At 59.1% G+C, this 18471-nt stretch carries 16 protein-coding genes; 2 read left to right on the top strand and 14 right to left on the bottom strand.

Annotated features, from left to right (window positions below):
* Positions 1-19: 19 nt before the first annotated feature.
* The 8 genes from AAE484_RS01955 to pdxH form a co-directional block, all read right to left on the bottom strand.
* Positions 20-826 (bottom strand): AAA family ATPase, encoded by an 807-nt coding sequence (locus AAE484_RS01955; RefSeq protein WP_341936636.1) that lies wholly within the window; start codon positions 824-826, stop codon positions 20-22.
* Between the two features lie 78 nt (positions 827-904).
* The gene (locus AAE484_RS01950; protein WP_341936635.1) at positions 905-1132 is read right to left on the bottom strand and encodes a hypothetical protein; all 228 of its coding nucleotides are present in this window, start codon (positions 1130-1132) and stop codon (positions 905-907) included.
* A 339-nt stretch (positions 1133-1471) separates the two neighbouring features.
* Positions 1472-2671: an NAD(P)/FAD-dependent oxidoreductase gene (locus AAE484_RS01945; RefSeq protein ID WP_341936634.1), complete on the bottom strand. Its 1200-nt coding sequence runs from the start codon at positions 2669-2671 to the stop codon at positions 1472-1474.
* The gene (gene tadA / locus AAE484_RS01940; protein WP_341936633.1) at positions 2668-3165 is read right to left on the bottom strand and encodes a tRNA adenosine(34) deaminase TadA; all 498 of its coding nucleotides are present in this window, start codon (positions 3163-3165) and stop codon (positions 2668-2670) included. Before tadA ends, AAE484_RS01945 begins: the two co-directional genes overlap by 4 nt.
* Positions 3162-3449: a DUF1653 domain-containing protein gene (locus AAE484_RS01935; protein ID WP_341936632.1), complete on the bottom strand. Its 288-nt coding sequence runs from the start codon at positions 3447-3449 to the stop codon at positions 3162-3164. Before AAE484_RS01935 ends, tadA begins: the two co-directional genes overlap by 4 nt.
* A 16-nt stretch (positions 3450-3465) precedes the next feature.
* Positions 3466-4668 (bottom strand): CaiB/BaiF CoA transferase family protein, encoded by a 1203-nt coding sequence (locus tag AAE484_RS01930; RefSeq protein WP_341936631.1) that lies wholly within the window; start codon positions 4666-4668, stop codon positions 3466-3468.
* Complete coding sequence (locus tag AAE484_RS01925; protein ID WP_341936630.1) at positions 4665-5660, bottom strand: NAD(P)H-quinone oxidoreductase; 996 nt, start codon at positions 5658-5660, stop codon at positions 4665-4667. The genes AAE484_RS01930 and AAE484_RS01925 overlap by 4 nt, the downstream gene beginning before the upstream one ends.
* 1 nt (position 5661) lies before the next feature.
* A complete protein-coding gene (gene pdxH, locus AAE484_RS01920) occupies positions 5662-6300 on the bottom strand; it encodes a pyridoxamine 5'-phosphate oxidase (RefSeq protein ID WP_341936647.1) in 639 nt (212 codons plus the stop codon).
* A gap of 111 nt (positions 6301-6411) precedes the next feature.
* On the opposite strand from pdxH, the gene mobA reads away from it, so the two are divergent.
* Complete coding sequence (mobA, locus tag AAE484_RS01915; protein ID WP_341936629.1) at positions 6412-7035, top strand: molybdenum cofactor guanylyltransferase MobA; 624 nt, start codon at positions 6412-6414, stop codon at positions 7033-7035.
* Between the two features lie 9 nt (positions 7036-7044).
* Positions 7045-7437, top strand: coding sequence for a VanZ family protein (locus AAE484_RS01910; RefSeq protein WP_341936628.1), 393 nt, complete (start codon positions 7045-7047; stop codon positions 7435-7437).
* A gap of 75 nt (positions 7438-7512) precedes the next feature.
* Here AAE484_RS01910 and AAE484_RS01905 read toward each other — a convergent pair whose 3' ends face one another.
* From AAE484_RS01905 to AAE484_RS01880, 6 genes are all read right to left on the bottom strand, one after another.
* Positions 7513-8385, bottom strand: a complete 873-nt coding sequence (locus tag AAE484_RS01905) for a CHASE domain-containing protein (RefSeq protein ID WP_341936627.1) — start codon at positions 8383-8385, stop codon at positions 7513-7515.
* Between the two features lie 72 nt (positions 8386-8457).
* Complete coding sequence (locus AAE484_RS01900; protein ID WP_341936626.1) at positions 8458-9462, bottom strand: alpha/beta hydrolase; 1005 nt, start codon at positions 9460-9462, stop codon at positions 8458-8460.
* Between the two features lie 112 nt (positions 9463-9574).
* Positions 9575-11554, bottom strand: coding sequence for a pyruvate dehydrogenase complex dihydrolipoyllysine-residue acetyltransferase (gene aceF / locus AAE484_RS01895; protein ID WP_341936625.1), 1980 nt, complete (start codon positions 11552-11554; stop codon positions 9575-9577).
* Between the two features lie 65 nt (positions 11555-11619).
* On the bottom strand, positions 11620-14271 hold the full coding sequence (gene aceE / locus AAE484_RS01890) for a pyruvate dehydrogenase (acetyl-transferring), homodimeric type (protein ID WP_341936624.1): 2652 nt from the start codon (positions 14269-14271) through the stop codon (positions 11620-11622).
* Positions 14272-14475: 204 nt separating this feature from the next.
* Positions 14476-17343, bottom strand: coding sequence for an insulinase family protein (locus AAE484_RS01885; RefSeq protein ID WP_341936623.1), 2868 nt, complete (start codon positions 17341-17343; stop codon positions 14476-14478).
* Positions 17340-18437: an AI-2E family transporter gene (locus AAE484_RS01880; protein WP_341936622.1), complete on the bottom strand. Its 1098-nt coding sequence runs from the start codon at positions 18435-18437 to the stop codon at positions 17340-17342. Before AAE484_RS01880 ends, AAE484_RS01885 begins: the two co-directional genes overlap by 4 nt.
* Positions 18438-18471 lie beyond the last annotated feature (34 nt).

The raw sequence follows: 18471 nt of genomic DNA, 5'->3' as shown, positions 1-18471 counted from the left end.
GCGGGCTCTGAAATAGAGTTTAACTCAATGAGCCGATGTATGGATTCAGGTTGACACATAGGGGTATCTGAATCGCCTGTAATATACCGGTTCCACTAGAATCAATTGGCAGTGACACACCATTGTTAATGACTTTTACGTCGATATGTTCATCAACATTGGGGTCAAACCTGACCGCAATATCATAGTCAGGAAATACGCCTTGAAACTTTGTAATGAATTCTGACCAAGAGTTTTCGTCTTTAGTTAGAAGCAAAAGAATATTCCTAAAGACGCTATTGGAATCTCCTTTTGCAGCAGCCTTTCTCACTATAGAAGGCGGACTATATTCCTCTACAGATGGTATGCCAGCCAATCCAGGAACAATAATAGAGTATGGGTTCTCGATATCCTGCAACTTTTCCCCAAGGGCTTTTCCCTCGATAGCCGTTGCTACATTCCTGTTCTTTCCTTTCCTGATTGTGATGCTGCAGCTCGAAGCTTCATTGAAAGTAACTTTTATCGCATGTTCGAGTTTTGTTTGTAAATGACCACCGGGTGCGAGTGCCTCGATATCTCGAAGCGGGGAGTAAATAAGAAGATCACTTGATAGTGAAGAAGGGCATCTATCTCCAGTCCAGCGAGAGCTTTGCTGGCCTGTTGATTGTGCTATTGATATAGAAAACTGTATTGCCTGCTGAATACTACTTTTCCCAGCATTGTTGGATCCTATTAGTAAGTTGATACCTTCTAATGGCAATTCGAGATCTTCTATATTTTTAAATCTCTCGATTTTTATGCTGCTCAGCAATTGTCCATCTCCATAATTTTCCAGAATAACGCTCAAAACAGACGATCGCTATAAGTGGCGACCTGCCTTTCAAGGCAGGCGCTTATAGCGATCGGCTGGTTTGGCTTGTTAATTTCATCCTTTATGCCTTTCTTCAATAACTTTAACTCGTGCCCGAATGTCGTTAATAACTAAAAATGCACCGAAAAAAACTGCACCAAAAATTGCAGCGCCTACAAGCCCTACAATTGCACCTATAACACCTCCTGACTGCCAGCCACCTACGAGGCCGACAATCAGAACAAGCCATAGCCCTATTTCCAATAGAACGGTATAAAGGTTTACAACTATTTTTGACAACATAAATTGACTCCTTAGTAGTTATTGATTCTTAGAACTTTCATACAAACCCCGGGGCTTAATCTTAGCTTCATCGCTAAGCGATTGAAAACTACAAAATTACCGTCTTTTGTAATGCAAATAACGCGCACTGCTACGCTGTAAATTGCGTACTAATCCAGCGACGCTGAAAGCACACCGTACAAACCGACTAAAATTTGATCAATGCCGCGAAGGCACTGTATTTCGGTCTGAAATACATGGGGTAAGCCTAGCATGTGTTCTTCAATGACGCACTCGCGTACATCAAACTCAAACCAGTGGGAGCTTCCGGGAGTCTTAAAGCAGCCCCAACGGTTATAATTAGACGTACTGCCCCGCACAATACCCACTCGCCCAGGCCCATTGAAAATTGTAGCCGCCGAGCCAACCGGTCACATCCAGCACTTCGCCGATGAAGTAGAGGCCGGGTACGGTTTTGGTTTCAAATGTTTTGGAAGAAACGGCATTCGTGTCGATGCCGCCCCGGGTGACTTCGGCAGTGCGGTAGCCTTCGGTGCCGGGCGGGATCAGTTGCCACTGGTGGAAGCCCTCGCATAGGGCGTTGATCTCCTTGCGGCTGAGTTCTGCCAGGGGTTTGTGGTGGATGGCTTCCGGGAACAGCGGTAGGCTGAGCCAGGTTTCCACAAAGCGCTTGGGTAGCAGCCGGGCCAGCCGGTTTTTGAGGCTGGTTTTCTGGCCGTCGGTGCGCCATTGCTCGATCAGTTGCTCCAGCGATTCGCCGGGCAGTAAATCGATGGTGACGGTATCGCCCGGCTTCCAGTAATTGGAGATCTGCAGGATGGCGGGCCCGCTCAGGCCCCGGTGGGTAAACAGCAGCGCTTCGGCAAAGCGCTGCCCGCCGCATTCGGCCGTGACCGGCAGTGACAGGCCCGAGAGGGATTGGGCGATTTCGAGCCACCGGCTGCCCAGGGTGAAAGGCACCAGGGCGGCGTCGGTTCTTGTGACCGGCAGGCCGAACTGCTTGGCCACCTCGTAGCCGAAGCCGGTGGCGCCCATGGTCGGAATGGACAGGCCGCCGGTCGCGATCACCAGGGACTGGCACTGTATCAGCCCCTCGCTGGTGGTCAGTCTGAATCCGGGCCCTGGCTCCAGGGGTTCGATGGCGTCCACGGAGCAGCCAGTGCGGATCTCTGCCCCGGCCTTGTCGCATTCGGCCAGGAGTATATTCAGGATGTCCTTGGATTTATGATCGCAGAACAGCTGGCCCAGGGTTTTCTCGTGGTATGGCAGGTCGTATTGGTGCACCAGCTCAAGAAAGTCGTAGGGCGTGTAGCGGCGCAGCGCCGAGATGCAGAAATGCGGATTGCGGGAAATGAAGTTGTCGGGGGAGACATCGTAGTTGGTGAAGTTGCAGCGACCGCCGCCGGACATCAGGATTTTTTTGCCGACTTTGTTGGCGTGATCCAGCACCGCCACGCTCCGCCCGCGCTGACCGGCGGTGGCGGCGCACATCAGACCGGCCGCGCCCCCGCCGATGATCACACAATCGAATACTTTCATGATGCCTGCGAGGTCTGCTTGCGCGCTTTGGCCTCGGCCCGGCGCTGCCTGAAAAAATCACTGAGCTGTTGCTGGCACTGCTCGGCCAGCACACCGCCCTGCCACTCCAGGGTGTGGTTGTAGTAGTCGGTCTGCGCCAGTTGGTTGCGGCTCTCCACCACTCCGGCCTTGGGCTCGGTGGTGCCGTACACCAGGCGCGCCACGCGGGCGTGAATCAGGGCGCCGATGCACATGGTGCAGGGCTCCAGGGTGACGTAGAGGGTGGTCTCGGGCAGGCGGTAGTTGCGCTCGCTCTGGGCGGCCTGGCGCAGGGCCACGATTTCGGCGTGGGCGCTGGGGTCGCAGGCGCTGATGGGCTGGTTGAAGCCTTCACCGATCACCTCAGTCCCGCGCACCAATACGGCGCCTACCGGCACTTCCCCCAGGGCAGCGCCCTGCTCCGCCAGACTCAGGGCGCGGGTCATCCAGTGTTCGTCCTGTTCGATCGAACTCACTGGCCGGCCCACTGGTCGGTGTCCGACGGCCCCGCCGGCTCCATGGGCCCCAGGTAGGCGAAGCGGGGCAGGCTTTCGCCCGCCACCTCGACCGACTCGGTGAACATGGTCAGGGGGCGCACCCACCAGCTGTAGTCGCCGTACAGGCAGCTGTAGACCACCAACTGCTCGCCGGTTTCGCTGTGGGTGGCCACCTCCATGACCTGATAGTCCTTGCCCTTGTAGTGGCGATAACGGCCGGGTTTGACTTCAGTCCCGGGCGCTTTGTCCTCGTGTCGTTTCATGTGCATTCTCTCGGTTTCAGACGACGCCCTGCTCGCGCAGGCGCGTCAGGTCTTCCGCTTTCAGGCCCAGGACTTCTCCCAGGACGCTGTCGGTATGGCTGCCCACTTCGGCGCCGGGCCAGTCGGTGCGACCGGGCGTGCCCGCCAGGCGCGGCAGTATGGCCGGTATTTTGAGCGGCTTGCCGTTGATTTCCACCTGCTCGAACAGACCCCGGGCCTGAAAGTGCGGGTCGGCCATCATATCCGCCACGCTGTAAATAGGGCCCGAGGGCACCCGCGCCTGCTCGAGCTGCGCCAGTACCGTCGGGGAGTCCAGGCTCTGGCACCAGTCCGCCAGTGCCCGGTCGATTTCCTCAACGCATTCCACGCGCCCGGCGTTGGTCGCCATGCGCGGATCCAGCGCCATCTCGGGACGACCGGTGGCGTCCATCAGCCGCCTGAAGATGGAGTCGCCATTGCCGCCAATGACCACGTACTTGCCGTCCCGGCAGCGATAGGTGTTGGTGGGCACGATACCGGTGACCGTGGTGCCCGAGGGCTCGCGCACGATGCCCGCGCCGTCGTACTCGGGCACCACCGCTTCCATCAGGTTGAACATGGCCTCGTAGAGGGCCACGTCCACTACCTGCCCCTCGCCTTCGTCGCTGCGCTCGCGCTCAAACAGCGCCAACGTAATGCCCAAGGCGGCGTGAATACCGGCGATGGTATCACCGATGCTCAGGTTGGGGCGCACCGGCGCCTCGCCCGGAAAGCCGTTGACGTAGCGAAAGCCGCTCATGCCCTCACACACCGAGGCAAAGCCCGGCTTTTTTGCGTAGGGCCCGGTCTGGCCGAAGCCGGAGATGCGCGTATACACCAGCCCGGGGTTGCTCTGTTTGACGCTCTGCGGCCCCAGGTCCCAGTCTTCCATCACGCCCGGCCGAAAGTTCTCAATCAGGACATCGGCGCCATCGATCAGTTGCCGGGCAAGGGCGCGCCCCTCGGGCTGTTTCAGATCCAGGGTGACGCTTTTTTTGTTGCGCCCCAGGCTGCGCCACCAGAGCGAGGTGCCGTCTTCCACCGTGCGCCAGCCACGCAGGGCATCGCCCTTGCCCGGCGGCTCGATTTTAATCACTTCGGCGCCGAAGTAAGCCAGCATGCAGCCGGCAAAGGGGCCGGCAATGAGCTGGCCCAGTTCGATCACGCGTATGCCTTCAAGTGGGCGGCGGGTGGTGGTCATAACGTCAGCACTATTTTGCCAATCAGTTGGTTGGATTCCATCAGTTGATGGGCGTCCGCGACCTGGGCCAGGGGGAAGCGATGATTAACCAGTGGTTTGATTCGCCCGAGGGCGATCAGCGGCCAGATGCGCTGCTCCAGTTCCCGGGCGATGCTCGCCTTGACCTCGTCGCTCTGGGCTCTGAGGGTGGAGCCGGTCAGGGTCAGGCGTTTGAGCATGACCGGCAGAAAGTCGACCTTGGCCAGACTACCTTTAAGGAAGGCGATGTTGACGATGCGCCCTTCCTTTGCCGCACAGGAGATGTTGCGTTGGATATAGTCGTCACCCACCATATCCAGAATGACATGGGCGCCCTCGCCCTCCGTGAGGCGTTTGACTTCGGCCACGTAATCCTGCGCCTGATAGTCGATGGCCGCGTCCGCTCCCAGCGCCTCGCAGGCCCGGCATTTTTCCGGCCCGCCGGCGGTCACGATCACCCGGACATCCAGTGCTTTCGCCATCTGGATGGCGGTGGTGCCGATGCCGCTGGCCCCGCCATGGACCAGTAAAGTCTCGCCCGGCTGCAGGCGCGCCCGCTGCCACAGATTGTGCCAGACAGTGAAGGTCGCCTCCGGTAGCGCGGCGGCGTCTTCTTCAGTGAGTGAGTCGGGAATGGGCAGGCACTGACTGGCCGGTGCCACGGCGTACTGGGCATAGCCGCCGCCATTGACCAGAGCGCACACCCGGTCGCCCGGCTGCCAGCGCTGGACCTGTGCGCCAACGGCCACCACTTCTCCGGCCACCTCCAGGCCCAGCCGGGGCGAGGCGCCCTCCGGTGGTGGGTAGAGCCCCTTGCGCTGCAGCACGTCGGGGCGATTGACGCCTGCGGCGGCCACCCGTATCAGAACTTCGTCCGCGCCCGGCTCGGGCCGGGGGCAGGTCACCATAAACAGCGGCGTCGGGCCGCCGGCCTGGTGGTAATCCACAGCCTCCATGGTGTCGGGCAAACTCATATCACGGCTCCAGCCGGTCGATGGTCCAGTTACCGTCGGGTTGGCGGTTGTATTCAAAGCGATCGTGCAGCCGGTGGGCGCCGCCCTGCCAGAATTCCACCTGGTGCGGCCTTACGCGGTAGCCACCCCAGAAGTCCGGCAGGGGCACTTCACCGCCCTCGAAGCGCGCTTCCACCGAGCGATACTGCTCGAGCAGTGCCTCGCGCGAGACAATCGTGCGGCTCTGATGCGACGCCCAGGCGGACAGCTGGCTTTCGCGCGGGCGGCGGGAAAAGTAGTGCGCGGCTTCGTCCTCGCTCAGCCGTTCGGCGACGCCGCACACATCGACCTGCCGCTCCAGCACATGCCAGGGGAAATGCAGGCTCACTTTGGGGTTGGCCTGCAGCTCGCGCCCCTTGCGGCTGTTGAAGTTGGTGTAAAACACAAAGCCCTGTTCATCCAGGTTTTTCAGCAGCACAATCCGCTGGGACGGCTGACCATCGGGAGCGGCACTGGCCAGCACCATGGCGGTGGGGTCGGGAATGTCCGCCGTGACCGCCTGTTCCATCCAGACACTGAACTGATCGATGGGGCTGGCACTCAGGTCTTCGAGGTTGAGGCCGCCGCGCAGGTATTCGCGTCTGAGGCTCTGTAAATCCAGGGTCATAACCGTATTTGCTCCCAAGCCGTTGTCTGTGTCGCGGAAAACGGTCGCCATCTCCGCACCCGTAAGGGTATAGTACTGTTTATTTGGCACGCCGTTAACCACGATATGACGCAAAACAAACCTATTCTGGGCATAATTCTCGCTGGAGGCCAGGCCCGCCGTATGGGAGGTGGCGACAAGTGCCTGTTGCCGCTGGGTGGCCGGACGCTGCTGCAGCGCAGCATCGACAAAGCCACCCCCCAGGTGGATCACCTGCTGCTCAGCGCCAATGGCAACCAGCTTCGCTTTGCGCGCAGTGGACTGACCGTGCTGCCTGATGAGTACCCGGATTTCCCCGGGCCGCTGGCCGGTATCCACGCCGGGCTGAGCTGGCTCAAAAGCCATCGCCCCGAGAGCGAATGGCTGGTGAGCTTTGCCGCCGACACTCCCTTTTTTCCACCCGACCTGGTCGAGAGGCTGTATGACGCGGCCCAATCCGCCCAGGCAACTGTGGCTGTCGCCAGCTCGGAGGGGCGCATGCATCCGATTTTTGCGCTCTGGCACCACTCGTTGCTGGAGCCGGTGAGCGAAGCGTTGAGGGGCGAGCACAGCCCACGGCTCCAGGACTGGGTGCGGGCACAGAATGCGGTGGAGGTGTCGTTTCATAACGCGGGCTTCGACCCGTTTTTCAATATCAACCATCCCCAGGATCTGTACAATGCCGAGGCACTTCTGCCCCTGACGGATTGACCAATCGCTATGACCTTTGATTTTTACACGCTTTGGCGCCCCCTGTGCCGTCTGCAGTTCGTCCTACTGATAGTGGCCTACACTTACCTCAGCCTGACCAGCTCTCCGGGAGACCATGTTCCGGTCTATAACGACAAGTTGATGCACTTTCTGGGTTATCTGGTGGCGGGGTTCTCGATCACCTTCGCCCTGCCCCGCAGTCCCTGGTGGCAACGCTGGTTGCTGCTGATTCTCTACTCGACCGGCATTGAAATCGCCCAGCACTTTATGCCGCCGCGCACCTTCAGCTGGCTGGATATTCTGGCCAATGTCGCCGGTGCCGGCACGGGACTGCTACTGTTCGGCCTCATCCGCCGTCAGGCCCCCCGCTTGAGTCGGATAGTGCTTGGAGAGCAGCCCTGAGCGGTTTCAAAAAAGCCCTGAGCGCAATGGAGAAAGCCCTGAGCGCTATAGAGAAAGCATTAAGAGTTCCGCGCTTTACTGACCGGGCACGCTCTGGCGGGCCACACTGCGATGGAGCAGCGCCGAATAGGTCACCAGCCCCAGCACCAGGGCCAACACCCACCCCAGAATGCGCAGAATGAAAATCGGCAACCAGTGCGAATCGACGTTGGCCCGTTTTACCGCATACTCCCAGCCGCGATCTGAATAAATGATGACGGACTCGGGATCGTCAAACAGCGCATCGGGCCCCCAGAGCAACAGTGAGGATTGCTCATTGGTGCTACGCACCGCAAATTCAAACGGGGTATCCGAGCGATTGCCCTGCGCAAACATGGCTTCCAGCAGGGGCTGAGCGTCGATGACCGTGGACAAGAGCCCCCAGAATTTGCCATCAATATAAATGGGCTTGCGGTAGATGAAGCCCTCTCCACCCTGTACCAGGGGCACTTTTTCAGACAGGACGGGACGCTGTTCTTCAATGGCCCGCTGCACCGCCGGCCACTGAGCCTCCAGTTCGCGGTAGTCCAGCCCAATGGCCTCTTCGTTGCCCTCGGGCGGGTAGACGTAAGTCAATTCGTACCCCAGGGCTACACCGAAATTGCGGACCATCGGACTGGTTTCATAGGCCACGGCGAGAATATCGAGCACTTCGTCGCGCTCCAGCGAATCCCGGCGTACCGCTACAGGAAAATAGCTGGCCAGGCCACTGGTCAGATTCAGCACGCTGGTCAGCTCACGTTCGGCACGTGAACGCACGTCAGTGCCGAACGCGACCGCCTGCAGCCGTTGTTCTGCTTCGAGACTTCCCTTGTACGCCAGTATCACCCCTTCGATCATTCCGATGACCAGAAGGAAGACAATAGCGGGCAGCAATAGCGGCGAACGACTTTCCATACGTTGCGTCAATCCAGGCTCCTATAAACGTCTGGGCATCTCGATACTTGCGGGTTTGGCTCCTATCATACGCCAGCCCCCTACTCACTGCCAGAAGGCCTCAAGCGTCTCTGCCACATAATCCGCGGTCGGCTCCAGCCAGGGATCGAACAGCCAGAAGGTGTGTGGAGTATTTTCGATTTTTTCCACCCGGTAAGGAATGCCCAGAGGCTCCATTTTTTCAATCATTTCATCCCGACCCACGCCGAAGCGTTCGATCGCACTGTTGAGAAAGAAAATGGGCGGCATCTGCTCGTGCACATAGTAGATGGGCGAGCCACGGTGCCAGCGCTCGGTCTGCTCGGCGTAGCGACCACCAAACCAGGAGCCCGCTGAAGACGGATCCTTGCTCGGGTCATCTTCGTATTTGCGCGCCTCCTCCGAGGTGAAGTCGGACAGGCCATCGATATTGACGATCGCCTGAACGTCGCTGGACACGGAGCTGTGCTCGGCCTGCGGATCGAAGTAGGGATCGCCGGCGGTAATGCCGGTCAGGCTGGCGATCTGACCGCCGGCCGAGGTGCCGCCCACCGCAATCCGCTCGGGATCAACGCCGTAGCGGTCGGCGTTTTTACGCAACCAGCGAATGGCCGCTTTGACATCGTGAATGGCCGCCGGAAATGGCGCTTCCGGCGCCAGACGGTAACTGATATTGGCACTGACAATACCGCGCTTGGCCAGCGCCTGTGCCAGTGGCGTCAGATTTTCCCGGTATCCGGAGCGCCAGCCCCCACCGTGCACCAACACAATGGCCGGACGCGGCCCATGCGCTTCGGCCTCGGGGCGATAGAGGTCAAGTTGCAAGGCCCGGCGGCCATATTGAACATAGGTAATGTTGGTTTTCTCAGACACCCCGTCGGGCAACTCGCGGCTGGCGATCTCGATATGGGGAAACGATTTTACCGTTTGACGGTAGGTGTTTTCCGCGTTGTAAGTGTTTTCAAATGCGACGGGAGGCTCGGTGATCAGCGGCTCCGACGCATCGTCGTTGTCGGGTGCAAGCTGACAGGCCGTCATCAGCAGACAGCTCAGGATCAGGGTCGATTTCATCTTTCATTCTCTCTCGTATTTGTTTTTCATTGTGTTTTTTTTGGGGATATAAAAACAAAAAAAGGCCAGCGATTGCTGACCTTTTTTTGATACGACTACCTGTTCACCAACTTCAGAGCAAGAGGCGGCGGATATCGGCGAGTACCGAAGCCAGGTAGGTAAAGAACCGACCGGCATCGGCACCGTTGACCGCACGGTGGTCGTAGGACAGGGAAATGGGCAGCATATTGCGCGGCACAAATTCACTGCCATTCCACACCGGCTTCATCTGTGCGCGCGAGACGCCCAGAATGCCGACTTCCGGCGTGTTCACAATCGGCGTAAAGCCACTGCCACCCATGGCGCCCAGGCTGGAAATGGTGAAGCACCCGCCTTTCATGTCGGCACCGGTGAGCTTGCCATCACGCGCCTTCTTGGCCATGGCGTTGATTTCTTCGGTCAACTCCCACAGGCCTTTCTGGTCGACATCGCGAATCACGGGCACCATCAGCCCGTTGGGCGTATCAACGGCAATACCAATGTGAATGTACTTCTTCTGCACCATGTGCTCGCCATCGTGATGCAGCGAGACGTTGAAGCTGGGCTCGGCTTCCAGCGCCGCGGCGCAGGCTTTGAGCAGGAACGGCAGCGGTGTGAGCTTGGTTCCGCGCTTCTCGGCTTCGGCCTTGAGCCCCTGACGGAATTTCTCCATCTCGGTGATATCAATGTCGTCCCACTGAGTCACGTGCGGGACATTGAGCCAGCTGCGGGTCATGTTGTCAGCGGTGAGCTTTTTGATCTTGCTCATCTTCACCACTTCCACGTCGCCGAACTGGGAAAAATCAATCTCCGGTACGCGTGGAATAGCGCCGCCACCCGCAGCCGGTGCCGCACCGGACTGGGAGGAGGTGACAATGTTTTTCACGTAGCCACGGACATCGTCTTTGGTGATGCGACCGCGGGGACCGGAGCCCTTGACCTTGGCCAGATCGACGCCCAACTGACGGCCCAGTTTGCGCACGGCTGGGCCGGCGTAGACTTCGCTGCTGTTGATCACTTCGGAGCTGGCCGCCGTGGCGGTCGCCGGAGAACCGGAGCCCGCTTTGGCCGGGGCCGGCTCGGAAGCCTGCGGCTTGGACTCGGCCGCCTGAGAAGATTTGGACTCAGCCGGTTTCTTTTCGCTCGGCGCGGGCTTGCTGCCCTTGGTTTCCATCACCCCGATCAGGTCGCCCTGAGACACCTTGTCGCCCTCTTTGAGCGCGATGCTCTTGATGGTGCCGGATGCCGGTGCGGGAATTTCCATGGAGGCCTTGTCGGTCTCCAGCACGATCAATGAGTCGCCCTCGGAGACTTCATCGCCTTCGGAAACACAGACTTCGATGACTTCCACACCTTCGGAGCCGCCGATGTCGGGGACCGGCACGTCCTGTTCGCCGCCCGCGTCGCCGCCGCTCTGGGCACTTTCTTCACCACTGGACGCTTCACTTTCGGCGGGTGCTGACTCGCTCGATTCACTGGATTCGCCACCGGCGGTTTTCATCTTGCCGATGGTGTCGCCCTCAGAAACCTTGTCACCCTCTTTCAGCGCAATGCTGCTGATGGTGCCACTGGCCGGCGCGGGAATTTCCATGGAAGCCTTGTCGGTTTCCAGCACGATCAGCGAGTCACCTTCGGAGACTTCATCGCCTTCCGACACGCAGATTTCAATCACTTCAACCCCTTCGGAGCCGCCGATATCGGGCACGGGGATATCCATCTCGCTGCCACCGCTGGCCTTGGCCCCGGATTTTTTGGGGGCCTCTTCCTGCTTGGGGGCATCGTCGGGCTTTTCTTTCTTGTCCGAGCCGCCGGCGCTTTCGTCCGAGCTTCCGGCGCCTTCCACTTCCAGCTCCAGGATATCGGAGCCTTCAGACACCTTGTCACCCTCTTTCACTTTGATCGAGGTGATTTTGCCCGCTTTGGGGCTGGGGATGTCCATGGAAGCCTTGTCGGTTTCCAGCACAATCAGGGGATCTTCAACGCTGATGGTATCGCCCACCGAGACGTTAATTTCAATCACTTCAACATCGTCGGAGCCGCCGATATCGGGGACTTTGATGGTTTCTGTGGCCACAGTAACTCCTCACTCGTATTCTTGGTGTTCGACCCAGCGCCCGGGCGAACCCGGGCGTGCACGTATTACACGGTCAGGGGGTCGGCCTTGTCCGGATCAATACCAAATTGTTTGATGGCCTTGCTCACCACGTCGGGCTTGATCTTGCCCTGATCCGCCAGAGACTTGAGCGCCGCGATGACCACGAAGTTGCGATCCACTTCAAAGAAGTGACGCAGCTTCTCGCGGCTGTCACTGCGGCCAAACCCATCGGTACCGAGCACATAGTAATCAGACGGCACATACGCGCGCAGCTGTTCGGCGTAATTTTTCATGTAATCGGTCGCGCAGATTACCGGTCCATCCTGACCTTCCAGCTGTTCGGTAATGTAGGCCTTGCGCGGCGTTTCTGTGGGGTTGAGCATGTTCCAACGCGCGGCACGCTGGCCATCGCGAGTCAGCTCGTTGACGCTGGTCACACTCCACACATCCGCTTCGACACTGAAGTCTTTACGCAGCATTTCGGCCGCCGCCCGCACTTCCTGCAGGATGGTGCCGGAGCCCATCAGCTGCACGCGGTTTTTCTTTTTGCTGGTGCCTTTTTCCAGCTGATAAATCCCCTTGATGATGCCCTCTTCCACGCCCTTGGGCATGTCCGGGTGCTCGTAGTTCTCGTTCATCAGGGTGATGTAGTAGTAGCAGTTTTCCTTGTCGCCATACATCCGCTGCAGGCCATCCTGCACGATGACCGCCACTTCATAGGAATAGGTCGGATCGTAACTGCGGCAGTTCGGGATGGTGTTGGCCAGGATATGGCTGTGGCCGTCCTGGTGCTGCAGACCCTCACCGTTGAGCGTGGTGCGACCCGCGGTGCCGCCGAGCAGGAAGCCGCGCGCCTGGGCGTCGCCGGCCAACCAGGCCAGGTCACCAATGCGCTGGAAACCGAACATGGAGTAGTAGATGTAGAACGGCAGCAGCGGTTTGTGGTGATTGCTGTAAGAGGTCGCTGCGGCAATCCAGGCAGACATGGAACCGGCTTCGTTGATGCCTTCTTCCAGAATCTGGCCCTTCTTGTCCTCTTTGTAGTACATGATCTGGCCCGCATCCTGGGGCGTGTACTGCTGACCACCGGCCGAGTAGATACCGACCTGGCGGAACATGCCTTCCATACCGAAGGTCCGGGCTTCGTCCGGGACAATCGGTACCACACGATCACCCACTTTCTTGTCTTTGATCAGGGTATTGAGCACCCGAACAAAGGCCATGGTGGTGGAGATCTTGCGATCGCCGGAGCCTTCCAACTGCTTTTTGAAGGCATCCAGCGTGGGGATTTCCAGTGCTTCGAAATCGGCCTTGCGCGCGGGCAGGTAGCCGTTCAACTCTTTGCGGCGCTCGTGCAGATACTGCATTTCCGCACTGTCGTCCGCCGGGCGGTAGTACGGAATTTTTTCCAGCTCTTTATCTTCAATGGGGATATTGAAGCGATCGCGGAAGGTTTTGAGCGCGTCGACATCGAGCTTTTTCACCTGGTGAGCGTTGTTGACCGCTTCACCGGTGGGGCCCATGCCATAACCCTTGACCGTCTGCGCCAGAATCACCGTGGGCTGGCCCTTGGTGTTGACGGCGTTATGGTAGGCGTTATAAACCTTGTGCGCATCGTGGCCACCACGTGCCAGATGCAGAATTTCGTCGTCGGTCATGTCTTTGACCAACTCCAGCAGCTCCGGGTATTTGCCGAAGAAATTCTCGCGGGTATAGGCGCCGCCATTGGCCTTGTAGTTCTGCATTTCGCCGTCGAGCACTTCGTCCATGCGCTTTTGCAGCAGGCCGGTTTTGTCTTTCTCGAGCAGCTTGTCCCAGGCGCCGCCCCAGAGAACTTTTACCACGTTCCAGCCGGCACCGCGGAAGACACCCTCGAGCTCCTGTACGATTTTGGCGTTACCGCGCACGGGGCCATCGAGACGCTGCAGGTTGCAGTTGATGACAAAGATCAGGTTATCGAGCTTCTCACGGCCGGCCAGGGAGATGGCGCCCAGGCTTTCCGGCTCGTCGCACTCGCCGTCGCCCAGGAAGGCCCAGATCTTACGGTCGCCCTTGTCGATCAGCTCGCGCTGATGCATGTAGCGCATTACGTGCGCCTGATAAATCGCGGCAATCGGCCCCAGGCCCATGGAGACGGTGGGGAACTGCCAGTAGTCCGGCATCAACCAGGGGTGGGGATAGGAGGACAGACCCTTGCCGTCCACTTCGCGACGGAAGTTATCAAGCTGATCTTCGGTCAGACGGCCTTCCAGGAAGGAGCGCGCGTACATGCCCGGAGAGCTGTGACCCTGGAAGTACACCAGGTCGCCCGGCTTGCCATTTTCACTGCCACGCCAGAAATGGTTGAACCCCACTTCGTAAAGAGTGGCGGCTGAGGAGAAGGAGGCAATGTGGCCGCCCAGCTCGTCGGCGCTTTTGTTCGCCCGCACCACCATCGCAATCGCGTTCCAGCGGACAATGGAGCGGATCTTCCGCTCAATGTAGGCATCGCCCGGGCTCTGCACTTCTTTCGATACCGGAATGGTATTGCGATAGGGTGTGGTAATCGCCGAAGGCTGATCAATACCATGATCTACGGCATCTTCTGACAACTGCTTCAGAAGGAAAGTGGCCCGTTCTTTGCCTGCGTGGCGAACAACTGACTCAAGGGCATCCAGCCATTCTCTCGTTTCGAGGGCATCGATATCTTCTTGCATTAAAATCTCCTCAGCCGTGCACGCATTGGCACATCTAATCGTTGTATTCAATCAATTGGAATTGAAAACAGGTGTCTCTGCACCGCCATAGTGCCCCTGTGGTGGATTTTATATGGGGTCATGGCCAGTTTTGGTAGAGCCGAAAAATCAGCGAATTCTTACATATTCAAGGCATTTTTACCAGTCCGGGCGCCACCCCCGGAATCAGGGGTAAATCAGCGTCTCCAGCGACCTCTGGTAGTCAATGATATCACTTATCTCGCGGGCGGACCGCTCCGGGTCGGCCTCGTCGGTCACCAGCCAGAGTCGGCGGCCGTTTTCGACAAACACCTGGCGATAATAACGCTTCAGCGATTCGGGGGTAATGGCCTCTACCTCCTGCGCTATACGCTCTCGCCGATCAAAGCGTTCATCGCCCAGCATCAGACTGTCCCAATAGCGCTCGGACTGCTCCTGCAGGGTCTTGGCCGGTTTGCGCAGTTCGCGCACCAGGGCGGACCGCTGGTCTTCCAGGTTCTCGTCCAGGTATTGCTCACCGTCGGCCAGAAACGCCTCCATCTCCTGCCACACCCGCTCGACACTCGCTGAGGGCGTCTGCACCACCAGGGCCGTTCCCTCCTGGTCGCGCAGAGGCAGGGCAAACAGCGTGGCCACATAGCCCAGTTGGCGCTCGGTTCTGAGCTCGTGAAAAAACGCCGGGCGCAGGATCTGGCGCACCAGCCGCATGTGGGCGGCATCCTCCGGGCGGGTCGAGAGCCCCTGAAGGTAGAGCATGACCACCTGGTCGTCGTGATCCAGCGGGTAGCGATAGACCCAGGGGGTTTCCTCCCCACCCTTCTGGCGGTAGACCCGGGCGGGCTTGAGCTCGCGGCGGGTGACATCGCCCAGTAATTGATGCTCGATATAGGCCGCCAGGCGCACGGCCTCCTGCCGGTAGAGGTTGCCATAGAGCAGCGCCTCGACACTGGCATCCTTGACCAGGGCGTCGGTGAACTCGTGCAGTTGCTTCAGGCTGGTGGCCTCCAGGGGCTCGATCAGATCCCGGCCCCGCCAATAGGGGGCGTAGTGCAGGCGCGGAATCTCGCGGGCGATCACAGCGTAGGGAGTCTCTTTGTCCTCATTGCGCCACTGGCGGATGACACGGCTTTTGAGGTCGTCGAACCGGTCCTCATCAAAGCGTCCCTTGCGCAAGGCCTCGACGATCTTGGTGAACAGCAGGTTCTGGCGACCGCTATAGCCGAAAATGTCGATATCCAACCCCCGGGCATGAGGGCGCAGGGAAAAATCCAGGCCGGCAATCTGGGCGGGATAGGCAAATTCGTTCAGCTGGTCTTCGAGCAGACGTGCTACCAGCTCCATCCGCGCGGCGCCCTCGGCACTCGCGGCCACGCGGGGCAGTTTCAAACGCAGGCGCATGCGGCTCTTGGGCACGTCGTAGCGTTCTTCCCACTGAAACCAGACTTGCAGACGCTCGCGATCCAGCACTTTCTCGGGGTGCTCCGGGCTCTGCTCGCCGCGGCTGCCCGGCCCGGGCAGCATCGGCGCCTCTTTCACATCGAGGCGCGTGGGGATAAAGGCGTTGGGCTCGGGAAAGGTCAGGCGCTTCTGGATGCGCTCCTTGATTTTCGGGTGATCCGATTCTACGGGGCGGGTCTGAAAAGGCGCCTGGTAATAGCTCGACTTCGCCTCGCCCTCCACCTCGGGCGCCACCAGGCTGATCAGGACATTGTCACTGCGCATGGCGCCCAGATACTGGGCGATCAATTCGGCATCGTACTGACGGTAGTGATAGGCCCCGCGCAACACATCCTCGGGGGCGTACAGATGCAGGCGATAGGCGAGCCTGCGGACGGTTTCCATCGGCGGCTGCGGCTCGCTGAAGCGAAAGTTGATCTCGCCCATCTGTTTCAGCTCTCGATAGCGCCACTCCGACACGCCATCGCGGCGCAGCTGTTCAATGGTATGAAACGCCAGTGCGACAATCTGATCGGTCGCACGCACCCCCAGCTCGGTGAGTTCGATGGACACCTGAAACAACGCATCGTGCCGATCCCGGTGGCGGGCGCCGGCACTGAGATTTTCCGCCCAGCCCAGATCCTTGAGCAGGGACAGCAGACTGCCCTGCCCTTCGTGCCCGAGCATGTGGCCAATGTAGTTGAGCGGCTTCTCCCCGAGGTGGGAACGATCACTGGGCACCGGAAAAAGCAACGATAACTGGCGCCGCTCTTTTTCCGGCTCGATTTCCACTTTCAGTGGCAACTGATTTTTGGCAAACAGTGGCGGGTAGCTTGAGGGAAGAGTGACCTCGCGTTTGGGAACCTCGTTAAACCGCTCCTTCACCATAGACTGAAGGTCATCCAGCGACTCGTTGCCCAGAACCGCCAGCGCCATCCGGTCGGCGGAGTAATACTGTTCGTAAAAGCGGACCAGATCGGCCCGCAGCGGGCGCTCTTCGGTATCCGCCAGCGTGGTCAGATTACCCACCGCGAAGCGCGCCGCCGGGTGGGCCGGATTCATGAGCTCCCGATGCACGTCCTGCTCGCGCCGCGCATCGTTTTTCAGTCGCGCCTTGTATTCGGAATCCACAGCGTGGCGTTCGCGTTCGACATAGTCGGCATTGAACAGAGGAGCGATAAAAAACTGGGCGAACCGGTCCAGCGCCGGCTCCAGTGCATCGGGGTCGATATCGAAGTAATAGTTGGTATGCTCAGGCGCGGTGTAGGCGTTGTGACGGCCGCCGTGGCGGCTGATGAAATTCTGGTAAGCATCGGGCTCGGGGTACTTTTCAGTACCGAGAAACAGCATATGCTCGAGAAAGTGCGCCAGCCCTTCCCGTCCGAGGGGATTCTGATTGTGCCCGATGTGAACGTCCAGGGCAGCGGCCGATTTGTCCGCATTGGGGTCGGAGATCAAGAGCACCTGCAACCCGTTGTCCAGCGTCAGATGGCGATAGTCGCGCTCATCAATTTCGGGCTTGACCGGCTCCAGCGCCTGCGCCAGCCCGGCCAACAGCATAGTGCCCAGAAGCAGGCCCCAACGACCGGCCTGTGTACGACTCCAAACGCTCATCATGCCTCGCTTTGCCCAACATTCTCAGGGTCATGACTGTGGGCCTCTTTGATCCCGATCGGCCAGGCGTAGAGAATCGCCTTGACGAGGGTCGCCAGAGGAATGGCGAAAAATACGCCCCAGAATCCCCAGAGGCCACCAAACACCAGTACGGCCAGAATGATGGCGACCGGGTGCAGATTGACCGCTTCTGAAAATAGCAGGGGAACCAGCACGTTGCCATCCAGCGCCTGGATCAGACCATAGAAGACCAGCAAATAGACAAACTCCGAGCCCCAGCCCCACTGGAAAAAGCCCACCATGGCCACCGGAATGGTGGCCACGGCCGCCCCGATGTAGGGAATCAAGACCGACAGTCCGACGCCGATGGCCAGCAGGGCACTGTAGTTGAGCCCCATGAACATGAACACGGCATAGGACACCACGCCGACGATCACGATTTCAATGGCCTTACCGCGGACGTAGTTGGCAATCTGCTGGTTCATTTCCTGCCAGATCTTGCTCATCAGGGGGCGGCGCTCGGGTAAAAAGCCGGAGAACCAGGCGACAATTCTCTGACTGTCTTTCAGAAAGAAGAACACCAGGATCGGCACTAGGACGAAGTACACCAGCACCGTGGCCAGCACCGGAAGATTGGACACCGAGAAGCTGACGATATGCTGGCCCAGATACCCCAGCTCGGTGGAAGTGACCGACATCATCTGCTCGACCTGGGCCTCGCTGATCAGGTTGGGATACCGCTCGGGCAGGAGCAGCATCAGGTCCTGCCATTCGCGCACCATCCGCGGCACCTCGGCAAAGAACCGGGTGGACTGCTGCCAGATGATGGGCAGCAGCACCAGCATGATCGCGGCAACACCGGCGATCAATACCAAAAAAGTGATGATCACCGAGAGCCAGTGGGGTACACGCCACTGATCCAGCCGCAGGACCATTCCCTGCATCAGAAACGCGATAATGACGCTGGCAATCATGGGGGCAAGCACCGAGCCCAGGGTCAGAACGATGGCCAGGCCCGCGGTGAGCAATACCAGCAGCAGCACCGCTTCCTCGTCAGAAAAATACCGATCAATCCAACGGCGCAGAATTTTGAACATAAGGTTTGGGTGTCCTTGGTAGCCGATCCGTGCG

Origin of the sequence: Marinimicrobium sp. C2-29, from assembly GCF_038419845.1 — a bacterium.
In the GTDB taxonomy this organism is placed as follows: Bacteria; Pseudomonadota; Gammaproteobacteria; order Pseudomonadales; family Cellvibrionaceae; genus Marinimicrobium.
Note: the sequence above shows the minus strand (reverse complement) of the source record. Positions and strands in the feature narration are given on the sequence as shown.